Consider the following 19,154-nt stretch of genomic DNA (forward strand, 5'->3'; position numbering starts at 1 on the left):
CAAGGGCGTCACCCCTGGCGGAGCCGCCCGTTGACCCACAGGCGCATGCCGAGCGCCTGCGGGTCGCCGACTTCGTCCGGTGTGACGAGCCAAGGGCCGAGGGGGTTGAAGGCCTCGCAGGACTTCCCCTTGTCCCACTGTCCGCCGCGCTCGTGCTGGAAGGCCCGCTCGCTGACGTCGTCGGCGATCGTGTACCCCGCTATGACGGCATCGGCATCCTCCGGTGAGTCCAGGTAACGCGCGGTGCCGCCGATGATCACCGCCAGTTCCATCTCGTAGTCGGTCTTGACGCTGGTACGCGGGACGAGCACGGTGTCGTCCGGGCCGATCACGGTGTTCGCGGCCTTCATGAATACCACGGGCTCGCCCGGGACCCCGCGCGGGCGCGTTCGACGCCGCCGCCCGACAGGAACCGGCCGTCGATGTCGGAGGTCAGACGGGACAGGTCGCGGGGTGTGCCATCGGTGCCGAGGACGGCGGGACGCTCGAGGCCCGCGGGTCCGCCACGCAGGAATCTCATCGCCCCTCCTGGGAGGTGTATCAGGAGGTCACGGCCGACAATGCTGTCGTGGCCGGACCGGGTGTCGCATCGGTCTCGTGTCAGGGCCGGCCGGGTGCCGAGGGCGAGGGCGGGGGTCCATCAGGATGGCCGCGTGCCGACGCCGGCGGTCGACGTATCGCTCTGCTGAAGGTGTGTGCGCAGCCAGCGCTCCGTTGTGCTGACGTGCATGAGCGCCGCGGCCTCGGCCAGCGCGGCGTCCCCTTCGGCCAGCGCTTCGTAGATGGCTTCGTGTTCGGCGAGCGTGCGGGGGGCGGCATTGTCGTCCACCAGTCCCCGCCACACCCGGGCCCGCAGCGTACGGCCGGCGATGCCTTCCAGCAGGGTCGCCAGGGTCTGGTTGCCCGTGGCGGCGATGACCGCCCGGTGGAACTCGGCGTCGTGCCGGTTCAGCAGTTCGACGTCGTCACGCGCCTCACGCATGGCGGCGAGATGCTGCTCGACCTCGCGGAGCTGCTGGGCGGAGATCCGCACCGCGGCCAGCCCGGTGGCGATGGGCTCGAACAGCCGCCGCACCTCGGTGACCTCCAGGAGCGTGTCGCCCTGGAGCAGTTCGACCGCGCCGCCGACCCCTCCGAGCAGGAGGCTCGGCTCGAGACTGGTCACGTAGGTGCCGTCACCTCGGCGTATTTCCAGTACCCGGGCGACGACCAGCGCTTTGACGGCCTCGCGCATGAGGTTGCGCGACAGGCCGAGCTCGGTGGCCAGCTGCTGCTCGGGCGGCAGCTTGGAACCGGGCGGCAGCTCTCCGGACTGGACGAGCTCGCGAATCCGCGTGATGGCCTTGTCGGTCAATGACATCGACGGTCCCCCGGGGCGGTCCGGCCTTCGGGGAGAGCCGGACGTGGTGATCGGTACGTTCCCGCAGCGTAACAGCGACATCCCATGCTTGGAAGCAGAGATCCCATGTCTACCTTGATCATCTCCGTGTGTATCGGATGGCGTCTACGTTTTTACGTGTATCGATACGGGAAGTCCGACGACAAGCCTAGACACGACATCCCCGGGCGCGTATAAATCCATCCCATGTCGAAGAATCGACGTCATGCAACGTTGATGCAGACGAAACGCATCTGGGAAAGCGCCGGCCGCCGTGACTGAGGTGATCAGCGCCGTCGAGGCGCTGGACGTCCGGTTCCCCACCTCACGCCAGCTCGACGGCTCCGACGCGATGAACCCCGAACCGGACTACTCCGCCGCCTACGTGACGATCCGCACCAGCACGGGTGGCGAGGGTTACGGACTCGCGTTCACCGTGGGCCGCGGCAACGACCTCCAGGTCGCCGCCGTGAAGACACTGGCGCCGCTGGTGGTCGGCCTGCCGGTGGAGGAGGTGCTCGCCGACCTCGGGGCGCTCTCCCGCAGGCTCACCGGTGACAGCCAGTTGCGGTGGCTCGGCCCGGAGAAGGGCACCATCCACATGGCAGTGGCCGCCATCGACAACGCGATATGGGATCTCTACGGCCGCCGGGAAGGCAAGCCGGTCTGGCGGCTGCTGGCGGAGATGTCCCCGGAGCGGCTCGTCGACCTGGTCGACTTCCGGTACCTGCAGGACGCGCTGACGCGCGAGGAGGCACTGGCCATTCTCCGGCGTGCCGAGCCTGGCCGGGCCGAGCGGACGCGACACCTGCTCGCGCACGGGTACCCCGCCTACACCACCACCCCGGGCTGGCTGGGCTACACCGACGACAAACTCACCCGTCTGGCCAAGCAGGCGGTGGCCGAGGGCTTCACTCAGATCAAACTGAAGGTCGGCGCCGATCAGAAGACCGATCTGCGTCGCCTCGCACTGGCCCGCTCGGCCGTCGGTCCGGACATCCGCATCGCCATCGACGCCAACCAGGCCTGGGGCGTTCCTCAGGCCATCGAATGGCTTCGGCCGCTCGCGCAGTACGAGCCGTACTGGATCGAGGAGCCCACCTCGCCCGACGACATCCTCGGACACGCGGCGATCCGCCAGGCCGTGGCGCCGATGAAGGTGGCGACCGGCGAGCACACCCACAACAAGGTGATGTTCAAGCAGCTGCTCCAGGCCGGCGCGATCGACATCCTGCAGCTGGACGCGAGCAGGGTGGCGGGCGTCACCGAGAACGTCGCCATCTTGCTGCTGGCCGCGAAGTTCGGCGTCCCGGTCTGCCCGCACGCCGGCGGCGTCGGGCTGTGCGAGATGGTCCAGCACCTTGCCATGTTCGACTACGTCGCGGTGAGCGGTACCACCGAGGACCGGGTGATCGAGTACGTCGACCACCTGCACGAACACTTCACCGACCCGGTCCGGATCAGTGACGGCCACTACCGCGCCCCTGTGGCTCCCGGCATCGGTGCCCAGCTCCACCCGGAGTCCGTCGCCCGCCACCGCTATCCGGACGGCCCGGAATGGGCGGCCACCTGATGAACGACTCCTGGGAATCCGAGGGCCTGGCCGCGATCGTCACCGGCGGCGCCTCCGGCATAGGGCCGGCGACCGCGGCGCTCCTCGCCGAGCGGGGCGCACGCGTCGCCTGCCTCGACCTCACGTGCGTCGATCCCGGCACCGTCGACACCCCCTGGGTCGGCCGGTTGCTGGAGGCGGCGTCCGGCCCGTCCGCGGAACGCCGCGCCCCGGAAGCGCGCCGGCCCACCGGCCGGCTCGTGACCGCGCAGGAAGTCGCCGCGGCCATCGCGTATCCGGCGAGCCCGCTCGCCGGAGCCACAACAGGAACCGATCTTGCCGTGGACGGCGGCATGAGCGGCCTGCGCATCCGTCCGCGCAACTGACTCAGCACCCACCGTGTCCCTCGGCGAGACCGAGGTCAGCGGCAAGGAGAACACATGAAATTCAGGTCGGCAACCCTGGCTGGCATCGGCTCCTGCCTGGCCCTTTCCCTCCTCTCGGCCTGCGGTGGCGGCTCCGGCGGCTCCGGCACCGCGGCGACCAACGGCGGCGGCTCCCCCGTGGTGGGCGTCGACTACCCGCGCTCCGACACCGACTTCTGGAATTCCTACATCAAGTACACCCCCGAGTACGCTAAGGAGCTCGGCCTGGACATCAAGACCACCAACTCCCAGAACGACGTCGCCAAGCTGACCGCCAACGTGCAGACGTTCATGAGTCAGGGCGTGAAGGGCGTCGCGATGGCACCTCAGGACACCGCCGCCATCGCCCCGACCCTCCAGCAACTCGCCGCGAAGAAGATTCCCGTCGTCACCGTCGACACCCGGCCCGACACCGGAGACGTCTACATGGTCGTACGGGCCGACAACCGCGCGTACGGCGAGAAGGCCTGCCAGTTCCTCGGCACCAAGCTCGGCGGCAAAGGCAAGGTCGTCATGCTGCAGGGCGACCTCGCCTCGATCAATGGCCGCGACCGCACCGAGGCCTTCAACGACTGCATGAAGAAGAACTACCCCGGCATCAAGGTCTTCGGGGAGGCCACGAACTGGGACGGCGCGATCGCCGCGCAGAAGCTGCAGACGGACCTGGTCGCCAACCCCGACATCAAGGGCGTCTACATGCAGTCGAGCTTCGCGCTCGCCGGGACGCTGCAGGTGCTGCAACAGCGGGGGCTGCTGGTGAAGCCGGACGATCCCAAGCACGTCTTCGTCGTCTCCAACGACGGCATCCCAGAGGAGCTCAAGAACATCGCCGAGGGCAAGATCGACGCGACCGTCTCGCAGCCGGCCGACCTCTACGCCAAGTACGCCCTGTACTACATCAAAGCCGCGATCGACGGCAAGACGTTCCAGCCGGGCCCGACCGACCATGACAGCACCATCATCCAGGTCCGCCCGGGCGTGCTGGAGGACCAGCTCTCGGCCCCGCTCGTCACCGCCGACGGCGGTACCTACGGCGGCGTCAAGAGCCTGAAGAGCGACGACAAGTCCCTGTGGGGCAACAACCTCGGCTGACCGGAAGCCGCGAGAGAAGAAGGCGGTTCATATGGGCGATCGGGAGCCGGTGACGAGCTCCGGTCCAGCCCCGAGCGGCGGCGGGTGTGCCCCGGCAGGGTCACCCGTCGCCGAGGCTGCGGGGATCACCAAGCGGTTCGGTCCGACGCTGGCGCTCGACGGCGCAGGGATCACGATCATGCCGGGTGAGACCCACGCGCTCGTGGGGCGCAACGGTGCCGGCAAGTCGACCCTGGTGTCGATCCTGACTGGTCTGCAGGAGCCGGATGAGGGGACGCTGACCTTCGGCGGGCAGCCGGCGCCACGGCTCGCCGACCGCGACGCCTGGCGGCAGCGGGTGGCCTGCGTCTACCAGAAATCGACGATCATCCCCGAGCTGACGGTCGCCGAGAACCTGTTCCTCAACCGGTACAGCCGGGGCCGCGCCGGACTGATCAGCTGGCGCACGCTCCGCCGCCAAGCCCGGGAACTGCTGGAGAGCTGGTCGGTGGACGTGAGCGCCGGAACCAGGGCGGGAGACCTCACCATCGAGCAGCGGCAGTTCGTCGAGATCGCCAGGGCGCTGTCGTTCGGCGCGCGCTTCGTCATCCTGGACGAGCCGACGGCCCAGCTGGACGCCGCAGCGATCACCCGGCTCTTCGACCGGATCCGTGATCTCCAGCAGCAGGGCGTCACGTTCCTCTTCATCAGTCACCACCTGCAGGAGATCTACGAGATCTGCGACATGGTGACGGTCTTCCGGGACGCGCGCCACATCCTCACCGCCGCCGTGAAACGGCTGCCGCGCGCGGAGCTGGTCGCGGCGATGACCGGCGAGGCCGCCACGGCCGCCGGACAGCAGGGGCGTGAAGCCGTGCGCCGGCCCGGCGACGAGCACGTGCTCAAAGTCGAGGGTCTGTCGGCGGAGGGCGCCTACGACGATGTGTCGTTCCAGGTCCGCGCGGGTGAGATCGTCGGTCTGGCCGGCGCGGCGAGCAGCGGCCGTACCGAGGTGGCCGAGACGGTCGTCGGCCTGCGCACGGCGGGCGCGGGCACCGTAGAGATCGCCGGACAGCGCCCACGGCCCGGCAGCGTGTCCGCGGCCCTGGCGGCCGGTGTCGGTTTCGTCCCGCAGGACCGCCACCATCAGGGCTTCGTGCCCGAGATGTCCATCGCGGACAACACCACGTTGACGGTTCCCGAACGGCTTGGTCCGTCGGGATTCATCAGCGGGCGTCGCCGGGACGCCCTCGCCCAGTCCATGATCGAGCGGTTGACGATCAAGGCTCCAGGACCTGCCCTTCCGGTCTCGGGACTCTCCGGAGGGAACCAGCAGAAAGTCGTGATGGCTCGGGCGATCGCCAACGACCCACGGCTGCTCGTCCTCATCAACCCGACCGCCGGCGTCGACGTGCGGTCCAAAGAATTCCTCCTCGACAAGGTCGAGGAGATCGTCCGGTCGGGCACGGGCGCGCTCATCGCGTCCGACGAGCTGGACGACCTGCGGATGTGCGACCGCGTCCTGGTGATGTTCCAGGGCCGCCTGGTCGCCGAGATGGCCAGCGGCTGGCACGACCACGACCTCGTGGCCGCCATGGAAGGAGTGGACCTCGATGCATGAGACCGCGACCGCGGGCCCGGACGCCACCCCCGGCACGCCGGGAACCGGTCCGCCCCCGGCCGGCGGCAACCGGCGGCGGATCGCCTTCGCTCACCTGCGCGATCTGGCGCTCATCCCCGCGATCATCGTCATCGGGGTGGTAGGACAGTTCGTCAGCCCGGTATTCCTGCAACCCGACAACATCGTCAACATCCTGCAGACCATGTCGGAGATCGCGATATTGGTCCTCGCGCAGACCATGGTGCTGGTCGTCAAGAAGATGGACCTTTCGCTGGAGTCCACCATGGGGCTGGCGCCCGGGGTGGCCGCCTGGCTCACCGTGTCCGCGGGTGCGGGGCACGGCCTGGGCCTGCTTCCGGGCGCCTGGGCTGTTCCTGTCACCCTCGCTGTCGGTCTGCTGGTGGGCGTCGTCAACGCGCTGCTCATCATCCGGTTCGGGCTCAACGGCTTCATCCTCACGCTCGGCATGCTCATCGTGCTGCGAGGCATGCTGACTGGGATCTCCGGAGGGCAGACGTTCTTCCAGCTCCCCGAATCGATGATGTATCTCGGCACGGCCCTGTGGCTCGGGGTGCCCGCCTCCATCTGGATCTGCCTGGCGCTGTTCGCGATCGGGATCGTGGTGCTGGGCTTCACCGGCTTCGGCCGGTCGCTGTACGCCATCGGCGGCAACGTCAACGCCGCGAAGGCGGCCGGCATCCGCACCGATCGAGTGCTGGGGATCGTCATCGTCACGGCCAGCGTCCTGGCCGCGCTCAGCGGATTGCTGCTGTCCGGCCGGCTGGCCTCTGTCGCCTCCGCCCAGGGCAACGGTTACATCTTCACGGTCTTTGCCGCCGCTGTCATCGGCGGCATCAGCCTGAACGGCGGGAAGGGAACGATCTTCGGAGCCTTCACCGGCGTCCTGCTCCTCTACCTGATCCAGAACGTGCTCACCCTCGCGGGCGTCCCCGCCCAGTGGATAGGCGCCCTCAACGGCGCGATCATCATCATCGCCCTGGTCATCTCCCGCATAACCGGAGGAAAGGTCCAAGAATGACCATGGGAGGCGTCGGTCTCCGGTCGCCAGGCGGTGGCGGCACACGGCCCACCGGCCCTAGTGCTTGATCGCCTCCACCGTGCACGATGAGCATCGATCGTTGGGAACGCTCGGCGACCGTGGGCTCGATGGGGAGGGCAGGACCCGCACCATCTGGCTGGCCATCCCTCCGGCCAGCCGACGCCTCACCGACATGCAGCTCGGCCTCGTCGCCAGCGTCGTCGACGCCGCCGCCCGCGCCGGCCTCGACGTCCTGCCGTCCCCTCCGGCGGCGAGCTCGGCCGCACCAGCCGCCCCGAGGAGATGTCAGGGGTCGACATCGACTACGAGACGCTCGTCGCCCAATGCATGCACCACCTGGCCGGCCTGGGCCACCGCCGCGTCGCCCTGGTCAACCGCTCCGCCGGACTGGTGGTCGCCGGGTACGGCCCCGGCTGCCGGGGCCCAGGCGGGTTTCGCACATGCCATGGCCGAACGCGACCTGGGAGGCGTGCGGACATGCTGTGCCGACGACGCGTAGTCCGGGGTGTCCTGCGTCGAGTCAGGGCGGAGAGCCCTGCACCCGCCGCTCACCGCCGCCGACGTACCCGCCGCCGAGCTCGGCGCCCCGGCCGTGGAGCTGCTCATCCAGCGCATCGCCGATCCCGCCACCCGGCACCGCCATGTCCTCGTCGCCCCACCGATCTCCCTGCGCGGAAGGACCGGACCCGCACGTGCGCGCTGATCGGCGGACTGGACGAAAAGGGGAGGCCCCGGACGTGGCCGGCGTGGCCCCGATCGGGGCCACGCCGGCCGTCATGTCAGAGATGGCCTCAGGCGCGGGTCCACTTCTGGTTGGCTCCGCCGTGGCAGGTCCAGATCTGCGCCCTGGTGCCGTTGGCGGTGCCGGCGCCGGCCACGTCCAGGCACTTGTTCGCGCCGACGGCGGTGATGGTGCCGTCGGCGTTGAGGCGCCACTTCTGGTTGTTCTGCCCGTTGCAGTCCCAGATGATCACTGCGGTGCCGTCCGCCGTCCCGGCCCCGTTCACGTCCAGGCACTTGGTGCCGTACACCCGCAGCTCACCGGAACTGGTGGAGGTCCACTGCTGGTTGGCTTGCCCGTTGCAGTCCCAGATCTGCACCTGCGCGCCGTTGGCCTGCGACGCGCCGGCCACGTTCAGGCACCGGCCCGACCCCGCACCCCGCACCGCACTCGTACTACCCGACGGGTTCAGTTCCTTGATGCGGATGTTGCGGAATGACACCACGTCACCGGACCCGTGGTTCTGGATGCCGATGTAGCCCTGCTGGAGCGAGCGGACCGGATCGGTGTTGGTGAAATCGTTGATCTTCGTGCCGTTCAGGAAGACCTGCAGCCGCTCGCCTTCCACCAGCAGCTCATAGGTGTTCCACTGACCCGGCGGATTCAGCGCCGCGTCCCGTGAGGCGATGTCCGCCGCCTTGAACCCATAGATCGCCCCCGTCGTCTTGTCCGGGGTGTCGGTCGCGTCGATCTGCACCTCGTATCCGGTGTTGAGCGCCGCGTTCGGGTCGCCGGTGGCCGGGAACCCGACGATCACGCCCGAGTTGGAGTCGCCGGTCAGCCTCCAGTCGAGCTTGAGCGAGTAGGAGCGGAACTCCTTGGCGCTGTACCACAGCATGCCCATGCCGCCCTGGGAGGTCAGCGTGGCGTCGCTGTTGGCGAACGACCCGGGGCCGGCCTGCGACCAGCCCGTCGTCGACCCGTTGTACAACGTCGTGTACCCGGTCTCCGGGCGGCAGTCGGCGTTGGTGGCCTTGGCCGCGTACCGGATCCCGCCGAGCAGCAACGTGCGGAAGCTCGGGTCGGCGTACGACTCCCGGGTGTGACCCAGTCCGGTGTAGAACGCGCGTCCGGAGGACTGGGGGCGGCACCAGGTGATCGGATGATCGCCCATGCCGCCGCCGCTGTAACTGCTCTCGTCCAGGCTCTGCAGCACCCGGACGTTCGGGCGGGGGTTGGAGCGGTAGTTGTACCACTCGTCGGTACGTGACCAGGTCGTCCCCAGGTGAGCGGTCGCGGCGTGCGCCCGGTCCTCGTTCCGTACGGTGGCCCGCTGGATCGCCGGGTGGTTGTTGAACCAGGCCCCCATCAGCTGCCCGTAGTACGGCCAGCTGTACTCGGTGTCCGCGGCCGAATGCACCCCCACGTAACCGCCCCCGCCGTCCACATACGTCTGGAAAGCGGCCTGCTGGTTGTCGTTCAGCACATCACCGGTGGTGTTGAGGAACACCACTGCCCTGTACTGGGCCAGGTTGGCCGTGCTGAAGGCGTTCGAGTCCTCGGTGGCGTCGACGGCGAAGTCGTTGGCGGCCCCCAGGTCGCGGATGGCCTGGATCCCATCGGGGATCGAGTCGTGCCGGAACCCGGCCGTCTTGGAGAACACCAGCACCTTGAAGGCGGCGGCCTGGGCGGGGACGGCGGGGATCACCGTCGCGGCGGCGGCAGCGGCGATCGCCACCACGGTCACCGACAGGCGTCGCAGCACAGATGTCTTTCGGCCGCTCCCCGCGATGCGCCCGAGCGCGGCGGAGGTCAGATGTCGCAGCATGGGTGTCCTTTCGTCGCGGGGCCCGCGGCGGCCCCTTCTCGGCGCTGAAGCTGTGCCGCGCCGGGCGCCATGTGGATGATCGCGGTGCGGTCCGAGGCCGGGTGGCCTCATACACGGGTCCAGCGCTGGTTGGTTGCTCCGGTACAGGTCCAGATGTGGACCTTGGTGCCGTTGGCGGTGCCGGCGCCGCTGACGTCCAGGCACTTGTTCGCCCCGACGGCGGTGATGGTGCCGTCGGCGTTGAGGCGCCACTTCTGGTTGTTCTGCCCGTTGCAGTCCCAGATGATCACCGCGGTGCCGTCCGCCGTCCCGGCCCCGTTCACATCCAAGCACTTGGTGCCGTACACCCGCAGCTCACCGGAACTGGTCGACGTCCACTGCTGGTTGGCCTGGCCGTTGCAGTCCCAGATCTGCGCCTGCGCGCCGTTGGCCTGCGACGCGCCGGCCACGTTCAGGCACCGGCCCGACCCCACACCCCGCAGCGCACTCGTCGAGGGGGAGGGAGATGTGCCGGTGTCGAGGGTGAAGGCGTCCACGTCGAACAGGTAGCCCTGTCCGGCCGGGCCGCGGAAGACCAGGTACAGCGTCGTCGTGGCGGCCGGCGGGCCGCTGAGGTTCGCCGAGACGTCGGTGAAGGTTTCCCAGCTGCCGGTGCTCGCGACGTTCATCGTTCCCAGCAGGGTGCCCGTCGCCGAGCCCGCCCGCACCTCGATCCGGCCGCCCGCGCCGGCCGAGGACACCCGGGCGGTGATCCTCGTCGCGTTGCCCAGGTTGTACGGCTGGAAGGAGATCCAGTCGCCGTCGTCGGTGAAGCCGACCGTCCTGCCGCCTTCCGCGGTGGCGTGGTCGGCCGTCTGGATGCCCTGCTGGGCGCCGAAGTGCTCGGCCTGCCGGTGCCGCGGCTGGAGCGTACGGGCGCTGGTGGAGGTCAGACCGCCGTTGTCGGTGTAGGAGGCTTCGAAGACGCCGTAGATGTTGGCCGCGGTGTCGTGCTCACCGTCGGCCGGCAGCGGGATGGAGCCCGAGCAGCCGGTCTTGGAGGTGATCTTGTGGCGGTGGCTGTCGTGGCCGAGGAAGTAGGCGACGGTGACCTCGGTGCAGTCGATCGTGCCGTCCTCCGGGTCGCTGACGGTGACCTGGAAGGGCACGGTGTCGCCGAAGGAGAACAGCTGCCCGTCGGCGGGGGTGGTGAGGCTGACCGTCGGCGCGGTGTTGCCGACGGTCACGATCACGCTCGCCGTGCCGGTGAGACCCTGCGGGTCCCGGACCGTCAGCGTCGCCGTGTAGGTGCCGTTCGTGGTGTAGGTCTTGCTCGGACTGGCCGCCGTGGAGGTGGTGCCGTCGCCGAAGTTCCACGAGTAGGTCAACGCGCCCCCCTCCGGGTCGGAGCTGCCCGCCGAGGAGAAGTTCACCGTCAGCGGGGCCGGTCCCGACGTCTTGTCGGCGGATGCCTTGGCGATCGGATTGCGGTTGGCATCGCCGATGTGCTCGATGCGATACAGCGCCTGGTTGTTGTTCCCGGTGCCGTAGTCGAGGACGTACAGGGCCCCGTCAGGCCCGAAGGCCATGTCCATCACCTGCGTCCCCGACCAGGGGAACGCCGAGATCTCCCCGTAGGTGCCATCCGGCTCGACCTCGATCGCCTTGATCCAGCGCCGGCCGTACTCACCGGCGAAATACCGCCCGTCGAGCGCCTGGGGGAACTTGACGGCCGAGCTCAGGTTCGGGTCGTAGCGGTAGACCGGACCGCCCATCGGCGACTCCGACCCGGAGCCGAACTCCGGCGGAGATCCGGCGTCCCCCGCGTACCTGATCCACGCCGGCTTCGCCGGAGGCAGCGTGGTCAGGCCGGTGTTACGGAAGGAGTTGTTGGCAGGGCCGCCCGCGCAGTTGTACTTGGGACCGGTGCTGTTGGTGGCGAAGTTCCATTCGTTGTAGGTCTCGCTGGTGGTGTTCGTGCCCGTGCAGTACGGCCAGCCGTAGTTGCCCGGACCGGCGATGCGGTCGAACTCCACCTGCCCGCTCGGCCCGCGGCTGGGGTCGGTCACACCCGCGTCCGGCCCGTAGTCGCCGAGGTAGACGACGCCGGTCGCCTTGTCCACGCTCATCCGGAACGGGTTGCGAAAGCCCATCGCGTAGATCTCCGGCCGGGTCTTCGCCGTCCCCGGCGGGAACAGGTTGCCGCTGGGAATCGTGTAGGTGCCGTCGGGCTGCGGCTTGATGCGCAGGAGCTTGCCGCGCAGGTCGTTGGTGTTGGCGGAGGAGCGCTGGGCGTCGAACTGCGGGTTGCGGTTGGTCCGCTCGTCCAGCGGGGAGTAGCCACTCGACTCGAACGGGTTGGTGTCGTCGCCGGTGGTGAGATACAGGTTTCCGGCGGCGTCGAAGTCGATGTCCCCGCCCACATGACAGCACTGGCCGCGGTCGTTCTGGACCCGCAGGACCACCTTCTCGCTGGTCATGTCGAGAGTGTCGTCCGGCTTGAGAGTGAACCGGGACAGGTACAGCTCGCCCTTCCACTGGTCGAACTGCGCCTGCGTACCGGTGCTCGGCGCATCACCGTTCGGCGTGCTCAGCCGCGGCGAGTAGTAGAGCCAGATGTGCCGGTTCGACGCGAAGCCGGGGTCGACCGCCACACCCTGCAGGCCCTCCTCGTCGTGCGTGTAGACGTTGAGCCTGCCGGCTACTTTCGTGGTGCCGTTGGCATCGGTGACGCGCACCGTGCCGTCGCGTGCCGTGTGCACCACCGACCGGTTCGGCATCACGGCCAGCGACATCGCCTCACCCAGTTCCGCGCCACCCGACGCGAGCGACACCTGCTGGTAGTCGGACGGCGGGATGTCGAGGGCGTTCGCCGGGGAGGCGTTGAGCGCGAGCGCTCCGGGAGTGATCAGCGCCATCGTGGTCAGCAAGGTGAGCCACGGACGTCGGGACATGAGTGTTCCCTCCTGACCGCGAGGAGAGTCGTTGGTTCGCATCGGTTCGAGTGAAGGGAGGACCAGCCTCCCTCCACGAAGAGGGCGCGTCGTCAGACGGTGTCAGACGCGGGTCCATTTCTGGTTGGCGCCGCCGTGGCAGGTCCAGATCTGCGCCTTGGTGCCGTTGGCGGTGCCGGCGCCGCTGACGTCCAGGCACTTGTTCGCGCCGACGGCGGTGATGGTGCCGTCGGCGTTGAGGCGCCACTTCTGGTTGTTCTGCCCGTTGCAGTCCCAGATGATCACCGCGGTGCCGTCCGCCGTCCCGGCCCCGTTCACGTCCAGGCACTTGGTGCCGTACACCCGCAGCTCACCGGAACTGGTCGACGTCCACTGCTGGTTGGCTTGCCCGTTGCAGTCCCAGATCTGCACCTGCGCGCCGTTCGTCTGCGAGGCGCTGCTGACGTCCAGGCACCGGTTCGACCCCACACCCCGCAGCGCGCTCGTGCTGCCCGAAGGCTGCCCCGAGGGCCCGGCGGACGCCATCACGGCCTGGGCACCCGCCGGCCAGTTGCCGTTGGTGACGGTGACGTTGCCGGAGACGACGTTGCCGCGGTCGCCGTTGGTCACGTTGGTGCTGCCGTTGGTCGACCAGTTGCCGGTGACGGTGAAGTTGCCCATGTTCTCGCCGTACCAGTAGTTGGCGGTGGCCCAGGTGCCGGTGTTCGAGAGCACGTTGTTCCTGACGGTGTAGTACCTGGAGCCCTCGTCGAAGTAGATGCCGAACCAGCCGTTGGTCCGCAGGCAGTGGTTGTCGCTGATCACCGCGCCCGGGTTCCACGACAGCGTGTAAATGCAGCCGCCATCGGTCATCTGCTGCATGACGTCGTGCACGTAGTTGCCGACGAGCCGGTTGTTCGACGCGGTGGTGGGCGTGGTGTAGCGCGGCTGGAAGTCGTACAGGCCGCGGTTGGCGTAGTGGGTGCTGCCGCCCGGCTCGTTGGCGCCCCAGCCGTACCCGATCGACATGCCGGTGTACGGCATGTTGTAGACCTCGTTGTGGGACACGTCGGTGTTGGTGACGTAGGTGGTCAGGACCGAGACGACGCCCCGGTGGTCCAGGCCGAGGTCGTGGATGCGGTTGTTGCTGACGGTGATGTTCCGGTTGACCATCCGCTGGTCACTCGGGTGGTGGGCGTCGGCGCGCACGCCGCCGACCACGATGCCGCCGGCCGAGCTGCGGGCGATCTCCGACCGGGTGACCGTGATGTCGGCGGCGCCCAGGCCGACACCGCTGGCGTGCGCGTTGGCGTCGTTGCCGATGCCGATGGCCGTCTGTCCCAGGTTGACGAAGCGCGAGTCGGTGAAGGTGATGGTGTTCGCCGCGGAGACCTGCACGGCGGCGGGCATCTGATACCAGTTCGGCCGGGTCGCCTCGAACTGCCGGCAGCCCTGGTGGCAGGAGGTGAAGGCGGGCCAGCTCCAGTTGCCGGCTATGTACGCGCCGGTCTGCTGGTCCACGTAGCCCTGGTTGCCGCTGGGGCCGAGCCAGCTCGTGCCGGTGAAGGTGATCCCGCTGAACGTGATGTGGTGCGCGGGCGCGTCGTACGTGCCCCCGACGTGCACCAACGACTGGAGCACCGGCAGTTCCACGCTGACGTTGCCCATGTTCTGCCCGGCGAGCGGAATGTAGGACAGGGCGCCGGTCGCGGGGTCGAGGTACCACTCCCCCGGCGAGTCGAGGAACTCGTAGGCGTTGACCAGGTAGAGCGGCCCCGCCCTGTGCGGGCTGGTGAAGGTGTCGTACCCGAAGTTGTTGTTGTTCCAGGCGGGCTGCCGCATCGTGATGAGGTTGCCGCTGATGCTCTGCACCGGTGCATACCGGTCGGTGAACGAACCGACGCTCTCCATCTCGACCCGACCCGGGTTGGCGAGGTTGTTCAGATAGCTCAGCGCGCCGCTGGTGAACCTCATCCCGGTGCTGCTCGCGGTGAAGTCGGACCGGTTGACGGCGGTGCGCGCCCGGGTGGCGAGCGCACCGTCGACGTACAGCTGCCGGGTGTCGATCCCGGCGCCGACGTCGGCGCGCCAGATGTTCTTCGCGGAGTCGGCCAACGACCAGCCGGTGACCGCCCTGGCTCCGCTGATGACGGGATGGGCGCCCGCCGCGGCCTGCCATTTGACGGTGTAGCCGTTGTTCCCGGAATCGGCGGCGGTCAGCCGGAGCGGCGCCGAGAGCCGATACACCCCGTCGGCCAGCTCGACGACGATGTCCCCGGACATGGCGCCGTTCAGCGAACGTACCGCCGTCTGCGCCGCGGACAACGAGCACGGCTGGGCGGAGGTGCAGGCGGTGCCGGTGCCGGTGGGTGACGCGTACAAGGTCGTGGTGGCCGCGAGGGCCGAGGTGGCCGGGGCGACGAGGGCGAACGCCGCGGCCAGCACCGCGGCGGCGATCCCGGTCAGGACCGGTCTCAGCGCCGTGATGGGGGAGGATGCTCGCACGGTGGTTCCTTCGGGGGGTAGGGGGATGGCGCGCCTCACTGGTGACCCCACCGGGGGGACGCACGGTGAAGCAAGGCTGTGGACGTCGACGTGGCCGGGCACGATGCGGAGGGCCACTAAAGGCCTCTCACTGCGCCCATGTGATCCATCCGCGGAGGTCCCGGAAGGAGCGCGATCCCCAGGACCTCGCTTCTAATTACGTTCGGACTCCTGATAACCGTCAAGACCTTAAGCCCGCTTATTTCACGATCCGCACACCGAGGGTCGGACCATAGTGAGTCGTTTTGCTCCTTCACCAGCAGCGATGCTTGCCACCCGCATGCCCGGCCCGATCGTCCTCGCATGAACCGTTCAGATGTGTCTTACTCATCGCGCCCTGCTGACCCTGGGAGGACAACCCCCCGATCAGTCATACTCTTGCAGGGAATGGCGTGGAGGAGGCACGGTGACCGACACCCCGCGTGAGAGCGGATACCGGCCGGGCTACGAGGTGGCCGCCGAGCAGGTACTGGAATTGATCGTCCGGCTCGGCCTGCGTCCGGGCGACCGCATGCCGACCGAGAACGAGTTGGCCCGGCAGCTGGGCACCAGCCGCACCGTGGTGCGTGAGGCCGTGAAGATACTCTCCGCGCTCGGCCGGGTGCGCGCCCAGAAGGGCCGCGGCCTGTATGTGGCCGACGGCGAGGGGATGCTCGGCACCGGGCGCTGGGCGGCCTTCTTCCTTCCGACCGACCTCGACCACGTCTACATGCTCTTCGAGTTCCGCCGGGCGCAGGAGATGGAGACCAGCCGGCTGGCCGCCCGCCGCGCCACCCCTGCGGAGCTGAGGGCCATCGAGGAGGCGGCCGGCGTTTGCCGCCACGGATTCGAGACAGGACGCGAGGACCTGTTCAACGAGGGCGACGACACCTTTCACACCGCCGTCGCCACGGCCTCGCACAACATTTTCCTCCAGGTCGCGGTGCGGGAGGCCCGCAGGCTCCAGGCGCAGTCGAGCCTCATCGGGCTGCGCGGCTCGGTGGGCGGGCACGCCGCCAAGGCCGTCGAGGAGCACGACGCCATCTACCGGGCCATCCGCGCCGGCGACCCGGAAGCGGCCGCCCAGGCCGCCGCCACGCACATCGACAACACCCTCGACGACTACCGAAGAGAGATCCAGCAGCGCCTCTTCTCCTCATCCCCCTGATCCGGCCCGCGATCAGCCATCGCGAACCGGTTCGACCATAGGGGAATCAAGGGAAGGATGAACGTTTCAGCGCGCTCGGCTCGCCGGGAGTGCGAGCATCGCGGATGAGTGCCGCCGGCAGGACTTTCGGCAGGCAGCCGGAGAGCACGGAGCCTTGACATTCGGTCCGACCGTCGTATGTGCTTCGCTTCACATCGCCCTCAGTGGACCAATGCGTTGGCGAATCGATTCGCACTCGTTGCGGCGACCGGCTTCCGAGCGCGACTCCTTCCGCCTCGCCCTATCCCAAGGAGTCCGACAATGCAGCCTCTATCCGTTCCGTTATCGGGCCCTGCGATGCCTGGGTGGCGCTCTCGGGCGGCCGTCGTGGTGGCGGTGCTGGCGACCCTCCTGACCACCGCCCAGACATGGTCGGCACCGGCCTCGGCAGCGACCACGCCGCTGGTGGGCGTGGGGTCGGGGCGGTGCCTGGACGTCAACGGCGCCTCGCAGACGAACGGCGCGCAGGTGCAGATCTGGGACTGCAACGGGCAAGCCAACCAGCAGTGGACCTCCACCAGTTCCGGTGAGCTGCGGGTGTACGGCACCAAGTGCCTGGACGTGAACGGGGCCGGGACGGCGGACGGCACCGCAGTGATCATCTGGGACTGCAACGGGCAGAACAACCAGAAGTGGCGCCTCAACGCCGACGGCACCATCACCGCCGTCGGCGCGAACAAGTGCCTGGACGTGTCCGGCGCCGGCACCGCCAACGGCACCAAGGCGCAGATCTGGACCTGCCACGGCGGAAGCAACCAGAAATGGACCACCGGAGCCGAGCCCCCGCCGCCTGGCGCGCGCCCGTGCGACATCTACGCCTCGGGCGGCACGCCGTGCGTGGCCGCGCACAGCACGACGCGGGCGCTCTACGAGTCGTACAACGGCAACCTGTACCAGGTCAGGCGCTCCTCCGACAACACGACCAGGAACATCCGAGTCCTGACCGCGGGCGGTGTCGCCGACGCCGCCGCCCAGGACTCGTTCTGCGCCGGCACCACGTGCGTCATCACCGTCGTGTACGACCAGTCCGGGCGGGGCAACGACCTGTGGTACCAGGGATCCAGCGTGGTCCCCGGCTCCCCTCAAAGCAGGCCCGCGATCGCGACCAGCGAGTCGCTCACCGTCGGCGGCAGCAAGGCCTACTCGCTCTACATCAACCCCGGCAACAGCTACTGGCGGGACGGCCACCTGACCGGCGTGCCCACCGGCAGCGCACCAGAGGGCATGTACATGGTCACCAGCGGCACCCACGTCAACAGCGGATGCTGCTTCGACTACGGCAACAGCGAGACGACCAGGAAGGCCGACGCCGCCGGCGCCATGGACGCCATCAACTTCAGCACCCAATGCTGGTTCGGCGGCTGCCAGGGAACCGGCCCCTGGGTCCAGGCCGACCTGGAATGGGGGCTCTACTCCGGCGGCAGCCAGTCGTGGAACCCCAACCAGCGGGCCTTCCCCCACAAGTTCGTCACCGCCACGCTCAAGAACAACGGCACGACCCGGTTCGCCATCAAGGGCAGCAACGCGCAGTCCGGCAGCCTGTACACCCTGTACGACGGGCCGCTCCCCAACGGCTACAGCCCGATGAAGAAGCAGGGGGCCATCGTGTTGGGCAGCGGCGGCGACTGCTGCAAGCCCGACGGCGGCGCCAACCTCAGCGCGGGCACCTTCTACGAAGGAGCCATGGTCGCCGGCTATCCCACCGACGCCACGGAGAACGCCGTCCAGGCCGACATCATCGCCGCCGGCTATCGCTGACCCAGCCCCAGGACAAGACCCCTCGGCAAACCCGGATGCCGGCCACCTACTCCGCGCAGCGGGGGGAGACGGTGGCCGGCATCCGGATGGCCGGGCGACGGGTGAGTTCGCTGCCGATCCAAACGCCATCAGCTACAGCGCCGGTCGTGGCAAATGAACATGCGCCGGGGCGAAGATCTACCGGGGTCGAGGTTCGTCACGGGTGGGCCGTCTCGATCAGGGGGTCGTCCTGGGCGTCGTAGCGGCTGTGAAAGCGGTCGCCGTGTTGTTCCCTGATCAGGCGGCGGACCATGGTGGTGCGCCGGCGTTGACCGAGGCGTTCGCACAGTCCGGTCGCGCCGGGAATCAGGCGGCGGGTGCTTTCCGCGACGAAAATGGTGGCGGCGGTGCCGATGACGGCGGCCCGGTAGAACGTGTTGTCGGGCGCGCCGAGGAAATCGGCGTTGCGCCTGCCCAGGACCAGTCGGCTGTAGGCGAACAGGTAATTGGTCAGAGCGCGTCGGGCCCGGGTGGAGTTCTTCCATCGCGGTGTCAGCAGGAGTGGGGCGGCGGCGTTCATCAGCGCGCGGGCCAGTTGCCGGGAGTCCTCGTCAGGCAGGAACTCGGTGGTGGCCTCCAGCCAGTACAGCCGCCAGGCATCGGTCGTTGTGGCCGGGAGCAGGCCGGGATCGACGCCCATGAGGTGCCCGACGTAGCGCCACAGATGCAGGACGGCGGCCTGGTCGGCGGCGGAGAACCGGAATCCCAGGGCGCGTGAGCTGAGCAGCATGACCAGGGAGAACAGCAACAGGGTTCCAGCGAGCTGTACCTGGTTGATGGGCGCGTCCCCGCCGTGCAGAAGCTGTCACGCCTGGGAATCTTCCTGTGGTTCGAGCTGATGCTCAACCCCCGCCCTGATCTCCCCGCGCGGCCGCCGCCTGCTGGCAGCCCCGATTCGCGTCCTGTGCCGGCGCGCCCTGCGCTCGGTCGAGGACCGGGCACTGCGGGGACCGGCTCACCCCCCGCTACGAGCCCGGCTGCAAACGCATCCTGACCTCCAGCGAGTACTACGAGACCCTGAACCGGACCAACGTCCACGTCGTCGACAGCCGCATCACC

The 19,154-nt window shown here is 68.8% G+C and carries 15 protein-coding genes; 8 read left to right on the plus strand and 7 right to left on the minus strand.

The genetic code is table 11. The features are described 5' to 3' along the window. Positions 1-8 precede the first annotated feature (8 nt). The 3 genes from ID574_RS47170 to ID574_RS47175 all read right to left on the minus strand — a co-directional run bounded on the left by ID574_RS47170 (position 9) and on the right by ID574_RS47175 (position 1,360). Positions 9-350: a fumarylacetoacetate hydrolase family protein gene (locus tag ID574_RS47170; RefSeq protein ID WP_262496137.1), complete on the minus strand. Its 342-nt coding sequence runs from the start codon at positions 348-350 to the stop codon at positions 9-11. Then, a complete protein-coding gene (locus ID574_RS60845; protein ID WP_223167799.1) occupies positions 347-520 on the minus strand; it encodes a hypothetical protein in 174 nt (57 codons plus the stop codon). The genes ID574_RS47170 and ID574_RS60845 overlap by 4 nt, the downstream gene beginning before the upstream one ends. Positions 521-640: 120 nt before the next feature. Further along, positions 641-1,360 (minus strand): FadR/GntR family transcriptional regulator, encoded by a 720-nt coding sequence (locus tag ID574_RS47175; RefSeq protein ID WP_188195612.1) that lies wholly within the window; start codon positions 1,358-1,360, stop codon positions 641-643. A gap of 292 nt (positions 1,361-1,652) precedes the next feature. On the opposite strand from ID574_RS47175, the gene ID574_RS47180 reads away from it, so the two are divergent. The 6 genes from ID574_RS47180 to ID574_RS63120 all read left to right on the plus strand — a co-directional run bounded on the left by ID574_RS47180 (position 1,653) and on the right by ID574_RS63120 (position 7,810). After that, entirely contained in the window at positions 1,653-2,951 is a 1,299-nt protein-coding gene (locus tag ID574_RS47180; RefSeq protein WP_188195613.1) for an enolase C-terminal domain-like protein, read from the plus strand. Continuing rightward, positions 2,951-3,316 carry an SDR family oxidoreductase gene (locus tag ID574_RS47185; protein ID WP_188195614.1) on the plus strand — a complete coding sequence of 122 codons (366 nt, stop codon included), beginning with the start codon at positions 2,951-2,953 and terminating at the stop codon, positions 3,314-3,316. Before ID574_RS47180 ends, ID574_RS47185 begins: the two co-directional genes overlap by 1 nt. A 54-nt stretch (positions 3,317-3,370) precedes the next feature. Next, positions 3,371-4,447: a sugar ABC transporter substrate-binding protein gene (locus tag ID574_RS47190; RefSeq protein WP_188195615.1), complete on the plus strand. Its 1,077-nt coding sequence runs from the start codon at positions 3,371-3,373 to the stop codon at positions 4,445-4,447. 31 nt (positions 4,448-4,478) lie between these two features. Next, positions 4,479-6,047: a sugar ABC transporter ATP-binding protein gene (locus ID574_RS47195; RefSeq protein ID WP_188195616.1), complete on the plus strand. Its 1,569-nt coding sequence runs from the start codon at positions 4,479-4,481 to the stop codon at positions 6,045-6,047. Continuing rightward, a complete protein-coding gene (locus ID574_RS47200; RefSeq protein WP_188195617.1) occupies positions 6,040-7,086 on the plus strand; it encodes an ABC transporter permease in 1,047 nt (348 codons plus the stop codon). Before ID574_RS47195 ends, ID574_RS47200 begins: the two co-directional genes overlap by 8 nt. 526 nt (positions 7,087-7,612) lie before the next feature. Further along, a complete protein-coding gene (locus ID574_RS63120; RefSeq protein ID WP_223167800.1) occupies positions 7,613-7,810 on the plus strand; it encodes a substrate-binding domain-containing protein in 198 nt (65 codons plus the stop codon). A gap of 88 nt (positions 7,811-7,898) precedes the next feature. Here ID574_RS63120 and ID574_RS47210 read toward each other — a convergent pair whose 3' ends face one another. The 3 genes from ID574_RS47210 to ID574_RS47220 form a co-directional block, all read right to left on the minus strand. Next, positions 7,899-9,656, minus strand: a complete 1,758-nt coding sequence (locus ID574_RS47210; protein WP_188195618.1) for a ThuA domain-containing protein — start codon at positions 9,654-9,656, stop codon at positions 7,899-7,901. 107 nt (positions 9,657-9,763) lie between these two features. Beyond that, positions 9,764-12,589: an RICIN domain-containing protein gene (locus ID574_RS47215; protein ID WP_188195619.1), complete on the minus strand. Its 2,826-nt coding sequence runs from the start codon at positions 12,587-12,589 to the stop codon at positions 9,764-9,766. 102 nt (positions 12,590-12,691) lie between these two features. Next, entirely contained in the window at positions 12,692-15,073 is a 2,382-nt protein-coding gene (locus ID574_RS47220) for an RICIN domain-containing protein (protein WP_223167801.1), read from the minus strand. 445 nt (positions 15,074-15,518) lie between these two features. On the opposite strand from ID574_RS47220, the gene ID574_RS47225 reads away from it, so the two are divergent. After that, positions 15,519-16,259, plus strand: a complete 741-nt coding sequence (locus ID574_RS47225; RefSeq protein ID WP_223167802.1) for a FadR/GntR family transcriptional regulator — start codon at positions 15,519-15,521, stop codon at positions 16,257-16,259. 336 nt (positions 16,260-16,595) lie between these two features. Beyond that, positions 16,596-18,056, plus strand: coding sequence for an arabinofuranosidase catalytic domain-containing protein (locus tag ID574_RS47230; protein WP_188195621.1), 1,461 nt, complete (start codon positions 16,596-16,598; stop codon positions 18,054-18,056). Positions 18,057-18,252: 196 nt separating this feature from the next. Here the strand turns inward: ID574_RS47230 and ID574_RS47235 are convergent, their stop codons facing one another. Continuing rightward, a complete protein-coding gene (locus ID574_RS47235; RefSeq protein ID WP_188195739.1) occupies positions 18,253-18,894 on the minus strand; it encodes an oxygenase MpaB family protein in 642 nt (213 codons plus the stop codon). Positions 18,895-19,154 lie beyond the last annotated feature (260 nt).

This window comes from Nonomuraea sp. SYSU D8015, assembly GCF_008065375.1.
Lineage (GTDB): Bacteria > Actinomycetota > Actinomycetes > Streptosporangiales > Streptosporangiaceae > Nonomuraea.